Annotated in this window: 15 protein-coding genes; 6 read left to right on the plus strand and 9 right to left on the minus strand. The window is 48.2% G+C overall.

What is annotated here, in order from left to right; all coding sequences use genetic code 11:
• Positions 1-204 precede the first annotated feature (204 nt).
• Together FAY32_RS07300 and FAY32_RS07305 are read left to right on the plus strand one after the other, a co-directional pair.
• Positions 205-1,332 (plus strand): site-specific integrase, encoded by a 1,128-nt coding sequence (locus FAY32_RS07300; protein ID WP_143462800.1) that lies wholly within the window; start codon positions 205-207, stop codon positions 1,330-1,332.
• Between the two features lie 335 nt (positions 1,333-1,667).
• The gene (locus FAY32_RS07305; protein WP_143462801.1) at positions 1,668-1,868 is read left to right on the plus strand and encodes a hypothetical protein; all 201 of its coding nucleotides are present in this window, start codon (positions 1,668-1,670) and stop codon (positions 1,866-1,868) included.
• A 107-nt stretch (positions 1,869-1,975) separates the two neighbouring features.
• On the opposite strand, the gene FAY32_RS07310 is transcribed toward FAY32_RS07305, so the two are convergent.
• Positions 1,976-3,022: an AI-2E family transporter gene (locus tag FAY32_RS07310; RefSeq protein WP_143462802.1), complete on the minus strand. Its 1,047-nt coding sequence runs from the start codon at positions 3,020-3,022 to the stop codon at positions 1,976-1,978.
• 119 nt (positions 3,023-3,141) lie between these two features.
• Positions 3,142-3,741: a DUF1054 family protein gene (locus tag FAY32_RS07315; protein WP_143462803.1), complete on the minus strand. Its 600-nt coding sequence runs from the start codon at positions 3,739-3,741 to the stop codon at positions 3,142-3,144.
• Between the two features lie 74 nt (positions 3,742-3,815).
• Between FAY32_RS07315 and FAY32_RS07320 the strand changes: the two genes are divergently transcribed.
• The 4 genes from FAY32_RS07320 to FAY32_RS07335 all read left to right on the plus strand — a co-directional run bounded on the left by FAY32_RS07320 (position 3,816) and on the right by FAY32_RS07335 (position 7,095).
• Positions 3,816-4,271, plus strand: coding sequence for a YueI family protein (locus tag FAY32_RS07320; protein WP_143462804.1), 456 nt, complete (start codon positions 3,816-3,818; stop codon positions 4,269-4,271).
• A gap of 44 nt (positions 4,272-4,315) precedes the next feature.
• Positions 4,316-5,563, plus strand: a complete 1,248-nt coding sequence (locus FAY32_RS07325; RefSeq protein ID WP_143462960.1) for a replication-associated recombination protein A — start codon at positions 4,316-4,318, stop codon at positions 5,561-5,563.
• 668 nt (positions 5,564-6,231) lie between these two features.
• Complete coding sequence (locus FAY32_RS07330) at positions 6,232-6,519, plus strand: hypothetical protein (RefSeq protein ID WP_143462805.1); 288 nt, start codon at positions 6,232-6,234, stop codon at positions 6,517-6,519.
• A 96-nt stretch (positions 6,520-6,615) separates the two neighbouring features.
• A complete protein-coding gene (locus FAY32_RS07335; protein WP_048732154.1) occupies positions 6,616-7,095 on the plus strand; it encodes a universal stress protein in 480 nt (159 codons plus the stop codon).
• Between the two features lie 114 nt (positions 7,096-7,209).
• Here the strand turns inward: FAY32_RS07335 and FAY32_RS07340 are convergent, their stop codons facing one another.
• From FAY32_RS07340 to FAY32_RS07370, 7 genes are all read right to left on the minus strand, one after another.
• On the minus strand, positions 7,210-8,067 hold the full coding sequence (locus FAY32_RS07340) for a helix-turn-helix transcriptional regulator (protein WP_143462806.1): 858 nt from the start codon (positions 8,065-8,067) through the stop codon (positions 7,210-7,212).
• Positions 8,068-8,623: 556 nt separating this feature from the next.
• Positions 8,624-10,225, minus strand: coding sequence for a glycerophosphodiester phosphodiesterase (locus FAY32_RS07345; protein ID WP_143462807.1), 1,602 nt, complete (start codon positions 10,223-10,225; stop codon positions 8,624-8,626).
• Between the two features lie 65 nt (positions 10,226-10,290).
• Positions 10,291-11,433 (minus strand): D-alanine--D-alanine ligase family protein, encoded by a 1,143-nt coding sequence (locus FAY32_RS07350; protein WP_143462808.1) that lies wholly within the window; start codon positions 11,431-11,433, stop codon positions 10,291-10,293.
• A gap of 74 nt (positions 11,434-11,507) precedes the next feature.
• Positions 11,508-12,476: a DUF2785 domain-containing protein gene (locus FAY32_RS07355; protein ID WP_143462809.1), complete on the minus strand. Its 969-nt coding sequence runs from the start codon at positions 12,474-12,476 to the stop codon at positions 11,508-11,510.
• Between the two features lie 21 nt (positions 12,477-12,497).
• Positions 12,498-13,349 carry an SPFH domain-containing protein gene (locus FAY32_RS07360; protein ID WP_143462810.1) on the minus strand — a complete coding sequence of 284 codons (852 nt, stop codon included), beginning with the start codon at positions 13,347-13,349 and terminating at the stop codon, positions 12,498-12,500.
• A 462-nt stretch (positions 13,350-13,811) separates the two neighbouring features.
• The gene (locus tag FAY32_RS07365; RefSeq protein ID WP_143462811.1) at positions 13,812-14,114 is read right to left on the minus strand and encodes a glycine cleavage system protein H; all 303 of its coding nucleotides are present in this window, start codon (positions 14,112-14,114) and stop codon (positions 13,812-13,814) included.
• A 17-nt stretch (positions 14,115-14,131) separates the two neighbouring features.
• Complete coding sequence (locus FAY32_RS07370) at positions 14,132-15,337, minus strand: FtsW/RodA/SpoVE family cell cycle protein (protein ID WP_143462812.1); 1,206 nt, start codon at positions 15,335-15,337, stop codon at positions 14,132-14,134.
• Between the last annotated feature and the right edge of the window lie 175 nt (positions 15,338-15,512).

The following is a 15,512-nucleotide window of genomic DNA, read 5'->3' on the forward strand; positions in this document are numbered from 1 at the left end:
AAACTGCTAAATCAAAAGCGCATCCCCCTACCCGCCAAGATAATGGGATGCACACACATAAATACATATAAGCTTACAGCTAAACTGTGAGCTGTTTTAAGAATACATAAATGCACCCTTTTCATTAATTCTAACCTAAAGGAGGTGAGGCTTCAATACTTCTTCTAATTCAGCACTGCCCGTGCAATTTGAGGAGGAAGAAATATGACTAAAATAACAAAATCAAAAAACTACAAAAACGTCTACTCATATGAAACACAGCAAGGCATTCGCTACATGTTCCGTATGCCTTACTATGATGAGTTAGGCAAACGTCGTGAAAAAGCTGAACGTAAGTTTAAGAGCGAGCAGGAAGCCTACAAAGCCGCACTTAATGCCGAGGTATTAGCTGCCAACGGTCAAGCGTCACGTCTCGTAGGCTCAACCGTCACCGTCGAACAGTGGACAAAAAAGTTCGTCAAGATGAATGAGAGCAAATGGCGGCCAAACTATAAGAAGAATATAGACACTTGTGTCGAAAACTATATTCTTCCACTACTTGGCAAATACCAATTGAATAAGTTGACGAAAATGGAGTATAGCTACTTGTACCTTCAGCCTCAGCTTGAACATCTTAAGCCGTCATCGGTCCGAATGAATCATCGATATTTTATGATCATCATGAACGCGGCTGTCGAGAACGAGATTATCCCTAGAAACAAACTCAAGGGACAGCACTTCAAGAAGTCCCCTCGTCGACTGCCTTTTAGCATTGATGATCTCAAGAGATTTAATGGTCAGCTGAAGAAGGAAACCCTTCAGAAGGAAGCCTACTTCACTACGCTAGAAATGACTGGTATGCGTCTCGGCGAAGGACTTGGCTTAGAGTGGTCAGACATTGACTTTAAAAAGAAGACCATATCTATCAAGCGTGCTCGTGGTCGATTTGGAATTGGACCGACAAAGACTCCATCGTCGGTTCGAACCATCTCAATCGATGAGTCTCTGGTCGGTCTCCTGCATAGATTCTCTGTGCAAGAAAAATACGATTACCTTCGCAGCGGACAATCGTATGATGACGACAAATTGGTATTCAATTTTACTCCGGTATCTGCGCATAACTACTTCAAGGAAATTATCAAAAGCGCAGGTATTCAGGAAGGACGATACGTCATCCATAGTTTACGCCATACTCACGCAACTCTGCTAATTTCAGCCGGTGTTTCTCCAGTAGACGTTGCAAATCGTCTAGGTCATTCCGACCCTGCAATTACTCTGTCAATTTACGCTCATGCCGTAAAAGACAATGACGCGAACAATGCAAAAATATTTGCTAAAATAGTTAACGAATAGGTGAATGTGGGGTTGTGGTAAGTCCTGTGGTAAGTTGGGTTTGGGAAAATTCGAAATGCCTTGATACCAGTGCTTTAGGTGCTGTTCAAAGATGCATTTTGTTATTACAACCGTTAAGATTAACGTCTTAATTGGTTTAAAAAAGTCTTGCCTATTGGTAAGGCTTTTTTTATACAGCAAATTGCCACAGTTCGATTTAGCATTCGGCATTCAAATCATTGGTACCCTTTTCTAAAATCATCAATCTGTGATAGGCTTATAGCATCAATCATTATCAAGCTTAAAATCTGTCGCCAACGTAATTGTCGGCAGAACTACATATTGGAGGTCTCACTATGCCCGTTCTAAACATTGTCATGAGTGTGTCAGCCATTTTAAACATACTACTCGGTCTAGCCGTGATTGCCCTACTCATTGTTTTTGTTCTGTGGCTACGCGATCGGCACAGCAAGACGCCTAAAGTTACCAACAAGACGTTGGCCTACTACGCTGGACTGCTGATTATTTTTATCATCGCCAAACTACTCATCCATTAGTTGCACCAAAAAAGCTTAGCATCCCCGATTTATTTGGTGAAGTGCCTCATAATTGTTAGACAAAGAAGTCTAACGATTGTGAGGCACTTCAGGGATACTAAGCTTTTTTATTTCTTATCTGCCAACTCTTCCGATGTAATTCGCTTCGGCTTCAGCTGCACGTCAAAGACATCCAAGAAGAACGCCACTAGTGGTACACCTACCAGCAACCCCCAGGCACCAAAGATGCGCTCACTAACGATCAATGTTATAAAGGTTACGAAAATCGGCAGGTTCGTGGCATTCGCCATTAACCGTGGGTGCAGAAAGTACGATTCGAACATGTGGATCAAGATCACCAGCACCAATACCGCCAGGACCCGAATCAAGCCACCCGTGATAAAGGCCACGGCAGTGAGGGGAATCAGTGAAATCAACACCCCCGCCACCGGAATCAGGCCGAGGAAGAAGACCAGAATTCCTAAAATCAGTAAGCTTGGCATTCCGATTACCCACAGACCTAAGACCATCAGCACCGTATTGATCGTACAAATCACCAATTGCGTCTCGATAACCGTTCCGAAGATGTGCACAAACTTCAATATCAGCTCCCCCATCGGCACAAACAGGCCCGCAAACCGGCTCCGTGTAAAGGCATGGGCAAATGTTTTTAACTGATTTTTGGTCAGATTAAAAATAAAGCTAAAGAAGAAGGCTAAGACCACCGTCTCCACTCCTGAACTGAGACGGGAAAGTTTACCGATACCACTAGAAAATAACATCTTCCCATTGTTGATGACCGACGCATTTTGCGACAAATTTTTCACCAGCTTAGTGACGGACGTCTCCAACTGCGGATAGGCCTTGATCAGTGCATCTAATGTGTGCGGCAAGCTGGACGCCTCCGACACCAACGGCGGAATGATCTGGCCAAATGCCGCCACCAAAATTCCTAGAAATAGAATGTAGACCAGCAATGTTGACCATAAATGATGCAAGTGGACGTGGCGTTCAATCCCCATAATCGCCGCATTCCCTAAGTAGATAAAAATAATCGTAAAGAGTGCCAACGACAGGAAATCGCGCACTTCCCACGCAATGATGATCAGCAGTACCAACGCCAAGTAATACGTAGTCAGCGGATTTTGCCACCACCGTTTCAATATCTCAATCACTAAAAATCCCCCTTCGACCCCAGTTACGTTTCAGCCTACAGATGTCCCCCTGCCGATTGCAATCAATCACGGGGACACAGAAAAATCTGGAAACTAACTTCCAGATTTCCGAATCAAATCTAAATGCGAATCAATTGATCATACAGTGGCAAGAGGGCGCGCACCGTCTCTTGAATCACTTGCGTCTGTGCGACCGCCGACAGCTCAAAAAAGTTGCTGCCCCGCATGAAGTTACGTCCCACTTGCCATTCGGCGTGGCGGTTCGTCTGCGTTGCCATTAACGCCTGATAGCTATCACGGGTCAATGGCACACCACAGTTCTTATCCGTGTGGTCGCCACCACACGCAAACCCGGCTGGTAACCGCATGACCGTATCTTCCTTCAAACTACGCAACAAAGCTTGCCGATTCTTGGCTTCCTGTAAGACGGCCAGCCAGATAAAGAACCGGTCATCCCAGAACCCCACTTCGATGTGTGGTAACATCTTATACCCCCGCTTGGACGTGCTAAACGCAACCCAGGTATCCGGCGGTGGATTTTTCGACCGGCGCCGATGAAGCGAGATATGATCGTAGATTGGCACCGCAAGTTCCGCAAAAACCGGTGCCAGTTCTGTAACCGTTTGTTCAAACTTAGGGTCGATGTGTGCCCGAATCTTTCCCAGTCTTCCCGGTAATGTTTGGTCATCCCACACGTGAAAATCTTGGTCCTGATACATCCAAAGCCCCCTTCCTAAACGTCTGTTCAATTCCATGTTATACTAGTGAAACTAACTTGAAAAGAGGGAATCCTATGGCAGAGAAGAGTCAAATGGAACAACACTTGCAAAATTCCGTCTACGGTACACCGAAGATCAATCCCGACGAGCAACGCCATTACTTGGGCACGTTTCGTGAACGGGTCTCACTAGCAATGACCATCGCTGAGGTCACGAATCGTGACAACCTGGATCCGTTTATCACGGAGATCAGCGCGCATCCAGACTATCAAGTCATTCTAAACGGCCACGTTGACCAGGCTGACCTCGCACCGTACCTCAAGTTGGCAAGTCAGCACAATCTAAAATTTACGATTCGTCAAGACATCATCTATGGTGTCAATGATAGTGATCTTGGCTTAGTCGTGGCTAGTGATCACGCTATCGACCAGAGTCCCATTGCACTAAGTAAAAAGTATCCACCTAAGTCACCGGCACCAGCCGAACAACCCGCGAAAAAGGGGTGGCTCGACAAGTTGCTGGGACACTAAGAAAGGAGTCCCGTTTTTTGGCACAACATCCATTAGCCTACCGCATGCGACCCCGGCGCTTAGAAGAGGTCGTTGGGCAACAAGATCTCGTTGGTCCCGGAAAAATCATTGCCCGTATGGTGGCTGCTAAATTACTGTCGTCGATGATTCTTTACGGGCCACCGGGCACGGGTAAAACCAGCATCGCCAGTGCCATCGCCGGCTCTACCAAGTATGCCTTTCGCAAATTAAACGCCGCCACCGATACCAAAAAGGACCTTCAGGTGGTCGCCGAAGAGGCTAAGATGAGCGGCACCGTTATTCTCTTGCTTGATGAAATCCACCGTTTGGACAAGACCAAACAAGACTTTCTATTGCCTCATTTGGAGAGCGGCCGCATCGTCTTGATCGGTGCAACCACTGAAAATCCCTATATCAACATTAACCCCGCCATTCGGAGTCGTACCCAAATTTTTGAGGTCCACCCGCTTTCATTAGCTGACATTAAGACAGCCCTGCAGCGTGCTATGACGGATGAAGAACGGGGCCTTGGTAAGCTGAAGTTGACCGTCGACGATGATGCGCTTGGGTTTATGGCCGGCGCCACCAACGGTGATCTGCGGAGTGCCCTGAACGGTTTGGAATTGGCTGCCCAATCGACGCCCCCCGCCGAAGATGGTGTGATTCACGTCACACTTGCGGTCGCCGAAGCCTGTTTCCAACGCAAGGCCTTGATGGGCGATAAGGACGGTGATGCCCATTACGATGTCATTTCTGCTTTTCAAAAGTCCATTCGGGGCAGTGATACCGATGCCGCTCTCCACTACCTAGCCCAGTTGGTTGCAGCCGGTGACCTCCCTTCCATCTGCCGGCGCCTAATGGTGATTGCCTATGAGGATGTGGGTATGGCTAATTTACCAGCTGCTGGTCGGACGGTCCAAGCCGTTCAGGCCGCGCAGCAACTTGGCTTTCCTGAGGGCCGAATTCCATTGGCTGATGCCGTCATCGAACTGTGCTTGTCACCAAAATCCAACTCCGGTATTCTAGCAATGGACGCTGCTCTAGCCGATGTCATGAACGGTCACAACGGCGCCGTGCCCGACCGTTTAAAGGATGCGCACTATAGTGGCGCCAAAAAGCTCGGTCATGGCAACGATTACCAATACCCCCATGACTTCCCTGGCGACTGGGTCAAGCAACAATACTTGCCCGATGACCTTAAACGGGTCGAATATTATCAGCCGAAAACTAATGGCCGCTTCGAAACGCAACTGGCTGAACAGTACCGCCGACTACGACAGGCTAACCGGTAATGGAAAAATTGTATTTTTATTATTTATATGATAATATACAAGTGGTTCTAAGGTGTACGCGTTGTCTCACTACAAGTTGCCGAACAAGTAATTCTTAAACGGGAACGCCTAACGATATCGCAGCTGACATGCCTTTTCACTTGGAAGTCAAAAACTTTATCAGACGCTCCCCCCTGCATTGTCATCGCGGGTCAACATGACTGGACAATTAACGGCACCACTTAGATCAGTCAAAGCCTCGTGCTTTGAAGGCCATTCCATTGAATGGCCTTTTTCTTTTGCCCATTAATCTTTTTTGGGCATCGCTTAAAAAGATTAATGGGTAAAAGGGCTTCTAAAATGCCGATATCCTGAATGGTCATCGTTGATGTCGTCATCTCAACCTATCTAAACTAAACGTTGAAAGTTAAAATACCCGTCTCAGCCCAGTAATTGATAAGCATTCACACCATTAAATTAGGCTAAGTTGGGCGCAGGATGGTTGTCAGGGCGACCACCTGCTGTGAGAATGCTTCAGACTGGAAAAATACCAGTCTTCTCGCTCGCTTTGACCACGACTTTCAGCAGCAAAACAGAGCACTTCCCCCACACTAATTTCATCCGCTTACTGTTTTTACCCTTGGACTCAGGTATACTTAGCAATAGATAATTTAAGGAGGAATCTTCTCTTGGCTATAACGATTTTAATGATTTGCTACACCCTGATTTCCTTTGGGCTTGGCTGGTACTTTTTTAGTCACCGGCAACGCCCCTTTCTCGTTTTCCATCCCGAAGAGAGTCGTGAGTTGCAACGGGTCTTAGCCGTTGGCGGTATTGTCATGATGGTCATCGGTATCTTCTCCGCCGCCGCTACCATTATGAATAATACAATCTTTCTGGCTGCCGTTTTAGTGGTCGGTGTCATCGCCGTCATGGCCCTGCAACTCATCTTGTTGCACTGGTTCCCTAAGGGGTAACCGGTTACAACTTTTGCGACCTTTTTTACCATTTTGCTTTTTATTTGGCGGTAAATAACGTATGATAAGAGTATAAAGTAATGAGAGGTGAACAATATGTTACAACAATACAAGCACATTTTAGTTCCAGTTGACGGGTCCTACGAAGCCGAATTAGCTTTTAAGAAGGCGGTCGCTGTGGCTAAACGTAACGATGCTGATTTACATCTCGTTCACGTTGTTGATACGCGGGCTTTCCAAAACATTTCCAGCTTCGATACCAGCATGGTTGAACAAGTTACGGAAACGGCAAAGAAGACACTCGACAAGTACGTTGCCGATGCAAAGGCTGATGGCCTGCAAAGCATTGACTACGCGATTGAATACGGGGCGCCGAAGACCATTATTGCTCGCGACGTTCCCCGGGATAATGACACCGATTTGATTATGATCGGCGCTACTGGACTGAATGCCGTTGAACGGCTCTTAATCGGTTCCGTAACGGAATACGTCACCCGGACTGCTGTCTGCGACGTTATCGTTGTTCGGACTGATCTGAACAACCAACCAGCCAAGGTTACCAAACCAGAAGGCTAAGTTATTTTGAAACAGTAACACCGCTACCGAATTTTAGGTGGCGGTGTTTTTTATTTTGTAAATTAAAACCAGCCAAAACAAGTTAATTCGGCTGGTTTCCTTATTTATTCAACTTTAATCAGCCACTGCGCCTAGCGGAGACGTCGTCAAACGTTCCTGGAGGGCCACATTGTGCGTGACTAACGCTAACGTTTTAGCAATCGTCAGACTCCGTTTGGCCGCAACCGTCGCTAACAATGCTTGTTCAGCTTGGCCCCGAACCTCATATAACACATCGATCAGGTAAAGCGAAGCTTGCTTCTTCACGGCAGTCAGCGCCGCTTCGACATTTTCAATCACGAGTTGTGGTTGGTCTAATTCCAAGTACATCAAGGCAATCTGGTACCGTGCCCAGACTAACCGTTTAAAGTTAGCTTCATCATGCCACTCGAAGTCATCCAAGTACCCCGCTGCCTCATTCAAATAGTAGTGGGCCTTATCGAACTCCTTACGTGACAGGTAGGCCGACGCCATCCCCACATTACCAACGATGGCGTACAGATCCCAGGGCATCCGGTAAGACCGGTGCAATAATAAATTAAAATGGAAAATAGCTTCATCCGGCCGCTTGTGCGTGTTCAACTCAATAAAGCCGCGATAATAATGATACCGTTCCCGGTCAAATGAATTCTGGACGTTGGTCATATTGACCTTAGTCAGCAGCTCGCCCGCAGTCGTGTAATCGTCGCGCCGAATTGACTGAGAAATGGCTTCAAACTGATCATCCATGCTACTCCCGAGACCAGATAGAATATCCCCCAGTGACACGTTCAATCGCCGACAGATCTGTAAAATAATTTTGATGCTGGGCACCTTATTTTTCTTCTCCATCAGACTCACAGTCGCTTGCGTACAGATTCCTTCGGCGAGCTCCTGTTGCGATAAATTCTTTTGCTTACGGTATTGTTTGATCTTATTCCCTAGTAAACGCATCTCATCTCTCCCTCACGAATCGTGATGCTGGGCAACTTACCAATTTATGATAAAAACCGAACATTTGTCTAAGCGACCACCAGTGACCGTTCCCCGACCCGTCATGCGATTCACCGATGATTTTTCCCTGATGATGATGATAACCGTTCGGCTGATTCATCATTAATTATTATAATAAGCGATTTATAGGGAATTACAAGCAATAAACCAGTTTATGAAGGAACTCTAATCTGTCTATACCATTTTATCATTTTAAAATAAATAAATTTATATCAACGTTTTCTTACCGTATATAAATTTATTAATACAAAATAATATTCGTTATTAATTCATTTAATCATGATGTCAATTCTCAAACGATTCGCTTCTAACCCAAACGCGGCTGGGACATCATAACTCAAAGATCAGTCTTTTTGCCATTATCGTGTCGAAACGTGCGCCATCAGGCAGTTTGTTGCGCTTAACCCGCGAACAGAACTTATGCCAGGACCAGGCATAACCCCTGTTCTCACGTTAATGCTCGCAAACTAACCGTCTGATGTCCCACTCTCGCTTCCTAAATGTAACTCAGAATAAAGTTTTGAATGACCGCCCACCAATTGGCTGCCGGATCTTGGTGCGTCACCGCTCGCAATCGCGTTAACTCATTGGTAATTTGGCCATCCGCCCCTAACGCCCACGTCCGCGTCATTGCTGCTTGCGAATCTGGTGTCCACACATAGGCTGGTGCTCCTGTACGGTGGGCTGCCGCTAAGAATTGCTGACTCATCGAAATCCGTTGAAAGGAATAAAAATCGGCCGGAACCACATTGGGGGCTACCCAGTTAAACGGGGTGATGTACCCCACTCGTAACTGGGGGGCCGCTATCCGCAGTTGCCGGACAACCCGGTAATCCAGCGAATGAACGGCTGACTGGTCACGAGCTAACCGGGCCCCATACTGCTGGGCAAATCGACGGGTCATCCCCCGCGAATCTTGCGGCGTTGTTTTTATCTCGACCAGCAAGCGCTGACGCAACCGTTCGGCCGTCCGTAAATAAGCTGGCCACCCCGCCAATTTTGCTCGATGACCATCTTCCCGTAACGTTAACCCTTGGAGTTGGCGCAACGTCAATTGGTGCGGTGTGACTCGCTTTTGAGCGAGTACCTCTAGATTCTCATCGTGCAAGACCACCCACTGATGGTCTTTGGTCTCATGCAAATCCATCTCGACATAGGTTGGCTGCTGGCGGTGAATCAACCGCAGCGCAGTGACCGAATTTTGGACCGCCTGATGGTGATCAACGCCCCGATGGCTGATCAGCGTGGTGGTCGTAAACCGTGGCGTTTGCGTCATCGTCTGTCCGACAACCGCCACCCCGATAATTCCGGCCACGGCCACCAATCGCCAAAGCGGTCGGTGGTAGTAGCTGGACCGTTGGCGCTGTTGTCCCGTCCAGCTCCAAATAGTCGTAATCACCGTTAAGATGGCTACCAACGTAAAGCCCATTAAAATCAGCCACAAAGACGCGCCAGCAAGGACACCACGACCAAACTGAAGCGCATGCCCTGCCCAGACGTTGACCCCCACTAGCAGCTCACTAACGGCCAACCACAGCAAGGTCAGTCCACCACCCAGTAATAGACCCGTGACCATTTGCCCAATGGACCCAGGATGCGTTAATTGCGGCGTGAGTCGCCGAAAGTAATGGGGCCCCCGTAAAAGGACCACACCAGCAATCACAAAATAAACGACCGCCGCCACCATTAAGACTGGCCGTCGATTGAGGCCAACAAAATTGACCCAACTGGCTGGGACAGGAAGGCGCACTAAGAAACGACTGCCTAATCCCCACAACCCCCATGGCACCGTTAAAATAGCCACGGCAATCAGTACGCCGCACCACGTGAACCAGTGCTGGACAACTAGTCGGTAACTAGCACGGCGGTCGCTAACGGGCACATTAGCCAGCGTCAATGCCAACTGGGTCAATTGCCCAGCACTGGTTACCAGCGTTGCACCCAGCACCAAGACGAGTGCTACCGACCAGCCTGGCCGGGTTGCCAGCAATCGTAAGCCACTAAATTCCAGAATCAGCAGTCCCCATCCCCGCAACAAGCCCGGCGAGGTGAGACCCCGTCGCCAACTCTGTCGTAGTTGATGCCATTGCTCACGCATAAACTCCCTCCCATCAAAAAAAGCCGACCGGAACGTTTCCGCTCCCAGCCGACTTATCGTTACTTTTAGTTCTTTGGCTTGTACGTTGAGGCCGCCGAGTTATCACTCAGTGGGATAAAATCGTAAGCCAGTTGATCTTGCACCTTGAATTCATCCAAAGCGAGTTGGATCAAGCGGTCGATCAGGTCGGCGTAGCTAATCCCCGTTGCTTGCCACAGTTGTGGATACAAGCTGATGTTGGTGAACCCAGGCAAGGTGTTGACCTCACCCACGTACGGTACGCCATCCTTGGAGACCAGATAATCGATACGGGCCATCCCTTTGAGGCCTAACGCCGCATAGGTTTGAAGACCCATTTGTGTAATCTCTTGCGTTAAGTCTTCTGGTAATTCGACGGGAACTTCAAAGGTCACGCCGCTAGCATCGACGAACTTGTTGTTGTAATCGTAGAAGACATCTGACTTCGGTACCCGAATCGCACCCAATTTAGAGGCTTCGGGATGTTCATTACCCAAAATGGAAATTTCGACTTCCTCGGGACCGTCGATCGTTTGTTCAACCAGTACTTTGTAATCGTACCGGAAAGCGTCAGCAATGCCATCGTTGTACTCTTGGGCATTGCCTGCTTTGTGAATCCCAACCGAAGACCCTTGGTTCGCGGGCTTGATGAAGACGTTGTCGCCTAATTTAGCTTGGACCGTGGCGTAATCAAATGCGTCGCGGTTATCCGGCGTTAACACCACGTATTTCGTGTTGCGAATACCATGAGCCGTCAAAACCTGCTTCGTCATATCCTTATCAAAGGACACAGCCGATGCCAAGACGCCACTCCCCACATAAGGCTTTTTCAGTAAGCGAAAAAGCCCTTGGATCGTACCGTCTTCACCCAAATTACCATGGATAATTGGGAAGAAAACATCGATGTCCTTTGCCTGGGATAAATTCCAAATGGGTGCCAATGGGTTGGAAGGGTCTACCTGGGTCTTTTCCTCAGTCGCCACAGCGGCCTCGTCTTCACCATCGAAGACACGCCGTGAAGCGGCATCACTCAGTACAAAACCATCCCGCGTCAGTAAAAATAGACTAACATCGTAGTTGGCTTTATCCATTGCATCGTAGATGTTGTGGGCAGAACGCTTAGACACATCATGCTCCGAGGAATTACCACCGAATAATAGACCTACGTGTAACTTGCTTTTCGTTTCCATGTTGTCACTCATCCTATCGTATATATTTCGGTTAGCCTTCAGTATACCATTTCTCCTAAAAATTGAGAATAAAATCAGCCTAAAAAATCGATAGTTGAGTTCAAATATTCGCGGAGCTTGACCGGCAGATCTTGATGCAAGCGCAGTGCATCCACTAACCGTTTGCGGTTGAAGAACTGGTTCCAGCCAGCGATGGTATCTGGCCGCCGCTTATAAGCGACCTGTTGCCGCCACTGTTTGAGGGTCAGTAAGAAGGTCGTTTCGTATAGTGGATGCCGATTAGCCAATTCGACGAGATACGTTGCCATTCGGTCATTTTCCCCATAGATCAGCGGTGTCGTCAAGCGCTTCAGGCGTTCCATCAAGGTGACGAGTAAGAACAGCTTGTCGGCACGGGGCAACGTGCTGTTGCCCGCTAAGACCGCGAGCAAGTCCGTAATGGCCGTGTAGGCATGCGCCCAACCCTGATGATTCACGAACCCGCGGGTGTCCGTCTCCAAGCAAATATAGGTTGCCGTCAGGAGGACGATCTGCCGCAGATCCATCCCCCGCGCTTCGCTGGGATCCATGAAGTGCAGCAATACCGCAAGTAATGCCAACCGAGCAGAGCGGCCAAAGACGGCCGCATTAGCGGGTTCGAGGATATGATAAAATAGGTCCTGTTGTTGCGTCAGGCGTTCGAACAGATACTTCATCTGTGCGGAATCAAATGCGTCTTGCTGTAAGGCATCGTACACCGCAAAGTTAATGCCGTTGTAACGAATCTGGGGGTCGGTTGAGGATAAGTGGTCGATCAAAACGCCCATTTTTTCCCGCGACAAAGTCACTGGCACATTTTCGCCCAGTTGCCGGGTCAGATCCGTTAGAATGTCTTTTACCCCATCATTATCGTCGGGGAGCGTCACGGGCGTCCGCCGCTGCCGGTGAATGCCGTCCATCACTTTCCCTAGCCGCGTCCCCAACGATTGGTAGACCTCACCACTTCTGACCTGTTCATTTAACGTCGCGAGTTGCTGCATGACCGCGCCTATCTGCTCATCCATCAAAAAACCTCCATTATTTGATTACGAATCGACTTTCCCCGTGTTGATCACCGGTTGCGAGCCACGTTCATTGATTATTGAAACCATCATATTATTGATCAACTGTAACTTTTGATTATCCGTTAATTTCAGATCCGTCTCGGCACCCAACCGGTCGATGGCACCTTCCGTAATAGAAACGGCCCCTTCAACGATGATCTTTCGTGCCGACAGGATAGCTTGTGACTGTTGTCGCTGTAACATCGCTGAGGCAATTTCAGTGGCGTAAGCCAAGTGTGTCAGCCGTGTCTCGATAATTTCAACCCCGGCAACGTTCAAGCGCTCCTGCAATTCCTCAGTCAATCGATTGGAGACATCGGTCGGATTACTCCGCAGCGTGAGTTCCTTACCCTCATTAAAGTTGTCATAGGCATATTCCGAAGCCACGTGTCGAATAGCAGATTCGCTTTGAATCTCCACGAACTGTTCGTAGTCTTCCACGGAGAACAACGCCTTACTGGTATCAACTACCTTGAAGACGATAACTGCAGCAATTTCAACGGGGTTTCCTTGGAGGTCGTTGACCTTTAGGATAGCGCTATTAAAATTTCGAACCCGCAACGACACCGTCGACTTATTCGTCAGGGGAACCGTTAGATACAGTCCCGCCTCCCGAATGGTCCCGATGTAACGGCCAAAGAACGTCAGCACCTTAGACTGATTGGGACTGATAATGGTCAGACTGCTGGCGGCCAAAACGGCCACAACGATAATCAATCCACCCAAAACAATCATCGTGCCGGTCGCAAGTAAAAATCCACCGCCGATGATCAATGCCAAGACAATGACTAAGCCCAGGTACCCGTTGATATGGAACACATTCTTTTCTTCCATGTCACTCACTCCATTCTCCTAAATTTAAAACTGGTCGTTGACTGACCGCTTTAATGGCCAGCCAACTGTATGTAAGTCTAACGGTGGCCCCTAACTGATGACACTTGTGGCCATTTAACTAAGGGCGAAAACGTCGAAGCACTGGTCATGTTGTTCTAAGCTAAGCACAGGACACCGCCACTTCTCAGGCCAGATTACGTGCCATCAACTGCCTTTGACTATATGTAACCCGTCATCTGACAACTCATGAATTGACCCTACTTAAAACTTCTCGCCAACTGCCGCCACCTTTATTATACCCGACCACTGATGAAAACCCTAAGTATCTCCTAGAATTATCATTTCCAACAACAGTTGCTCTAAAAATAGGCAACACAGTGGTTAAGTCGCCTTCCCGGCCCATTTTGTCGTACAAAAAAAGCGTCATTCCCGTAAGGAATAACGCCATGCTTCAGTTCGCGTTTAGTCCTCTTGAACGTCAACGAACCATGCAGCATCTACATCGCTACCGTTTAAAGCATCGAAATCGTTGGCCAAGGCTGGGTTAACAGCGGTAACCTTACCGGAAACAGGGCTAGGAATATCAGAAACCGCCTTGTCAGCTTCAACGCTCAACAGGTTTTCACCCTTCTTCACATCGTCGCCAACTGCTGGCAATTTTGCAAACTTGATTGTCCCAAGTTCATCTTGCCCCTCAGTCGTTAAACCAATCCGCGTACCGTCGTTAACAGCTTTCGTCCAGAAATACTTTACCATTTCACTCATGTGTAAACAGTCTCCTTCTACTTAAACGATTCGTTACGACTAAACATGTAACTCTTATAATGATACCTCATTGACATGATTAAGCCAATCCCTATCAGGTTCCCAATCAATGCGGACCCCCCTTGACTAACAAACGGCAAGGGAATCCCCGTTAGTGGTAAGAGACCAATACTCATCCCAATGTTTTCGAACACGTGGAAGAGAATCATCATGATGACCCCGGTCGAGATGTAGGCGTAGAACACGTTCTTAGTGTCGAACGTGACCCGAATCATTTGGTAGATCAACAGAAAGTACAAGAAAATCAAGATACAACCACCAATGAACCCAAAGTTTTCCCCAACTACGGAGAAGACCATGTCAGATTCACGAACGGGCACATACACGTGAGACACGTTGAAGCCGGTCCCAAAGATACCACCGGAGCCAATGGCCTTCATACTTTGCCAGAGTTGGTACCCCGAGTTAGAGGTATCTGATGAGGGATGTAGCCAGTTATCGACACGTGAGAATTGGTAGGCTTGAAAACCGACCTTCTCCAGAATCTTCCGACCAAAGTCCGTGGTCACCAACGTCAGCGCACCACCCCCGACAATCGCCACCGTCCCAAAGGCCGGCGCGATAATCTTCCAGGTGATTCCAGAAACCAGTAAGACCCCACCCACGATGGCAAAGAACACCAGCATGGTCCCGAAGTCATTTTGCAGCTTTAATAAGACCGCCACCGGTAACGTCCACAAAATCAATTTACCGATCAATACCCAATCCGTCCGCACCGTGTGCAGGGGATTGGCGTTGTTGTGTTCCGTCACTACCCGGGCCAGCATCAAGATGAAGGCGGGTTTCATGACTTCTGAAGGTTGAAAGGTCAGTGAGCCAATGGCAAACCAACTTTTGGCTCCGGTATTTTGGTAGTAAGCCCGACTGTAAAGGACCAAGACGGCTACCAACAGGAAGATTCCTAACCAGTAGAGCACCGGTGCCACCTTCCACAGTTGCTCTGAATCGAATTGCATAATAATCACGATGGCGACCGTCCCAATGACATACCACATCAATTGAGAAACTACGGCCGATGTAATGCTGGTGGCACTACTATCGTGGGTCGCCGCCACGTAGATCGATGCTAGCCCAATCAGCGCTAACATCAGGACACAGAAGATAATTCCCCAATCGATTCGGGAATCAGGCTCGCTTCGTTGTTCCGTCGCATTCTTTGCCACAATGATTGCTCCTTAATTCAAAATAGATTATTCCCTTGGCTCTGGCGTGACCCGTGGCCAGTTTCTTGTCATTGGTCACGCCCATTTAAACGCCAAGACGTCCAGTCTGTCGCGTAAAAGACCGGCCGCGTTGTACACGCTCATTGTAAGTATAAAGGCCGAAGTGTACGATAAC

The sequence above is a fragment of the Levilactobacillus enshiensis genome (assembly GCF_007115095.1).
GTDB classification, from domain to species: domain Bacteria; phylum Bacillota; class Bacilli; order Lactobacillales; family Lactobacillaceae; genus Levilactobacillus; species Levilactobacillus enshiensis.

Coding starts and splice junctions, on each gene's coding strand:
- FAY32_RS07360 (WP_143462810.1), bottom strand. CDS start 13,349: ATGGAAGAAAAGAATGTGTTCCATATCAACGGGTACCTGGGCTTAGTC.
- FAY32_RS07320 (WP_143462804.1), top strand. CDS start 3,816: ATGGCAGAGAAGAGTCAAATGGAACAACACTTGCAAAATTCCGTCTAC.
- FAY32_RS07365 (WP_143462811.1), bottom strand. CDS start 14,114: ATGAGTGAAATGGTAAAGTATTTCTGGACGAAAGCTGTTAACGACGGT.
- FAY32_RS07315 (WP_143462803.1), bottom strand. CDS start 3,741: ATGTATCAGGACCAAGATTTTCACGTGTGGGATGACCAAACATTACCG.
- FAY32_RS07325 (WP_143462960.1), top strand. CDS start 4,316: ATGCGACCCCGGCGCTTAGAAGAGGTCGTTGGGCAACAAGATCTCGTT.
- FAY32_RS07340 (WP_143462806.1), bottom strand. CDS start 8,067: ATGCGTTTACTAGGGAATAAGATCAAACAATACCGTAAGCAAAAGAAT.
- FAY32_RS07355 (WP_143462809.1), bottom strand. CDS start 12,476: ATGGATGAGCAGATAGGCGCGGTCATGCAGCAACTCGCGACGTTAAAT.
- FAY32_RS07345 (WP_143462807.1), bottom strand. CDS start 10,225: ATGCGTGAGCAATGGCATCAACTACGACAGAGTTGGCGACGGGGTCTC.
- FAY32_RS07350 (WP_143462808.1), bottom strand. CDS start 11,433: ATGGAAACGAAAAGCAAGTTACACGTAGGTCTATTATTCGGTGGTAAT.
- FAY32_RS07300 (WP_143462800.1), top strand. CDS start 205: ATGACTAAAATAACAAAATCAAAAAACTACAAAAACGTCTACTCATAT.
- FAY32_RS07305 (WP_143462801.1), top strand. CDS start 1,668: ATGCCCGTTCTAAACATTGTCATGAGTGTGTCAGCCATTTTAAACATA.
- FAY32_RS07335 (WP_048732154.1), top strand. CDS start 6,616: ATGTTACAACAATACAAGCACATTTTAGTTCCAGTTGACGGGTCCTAC.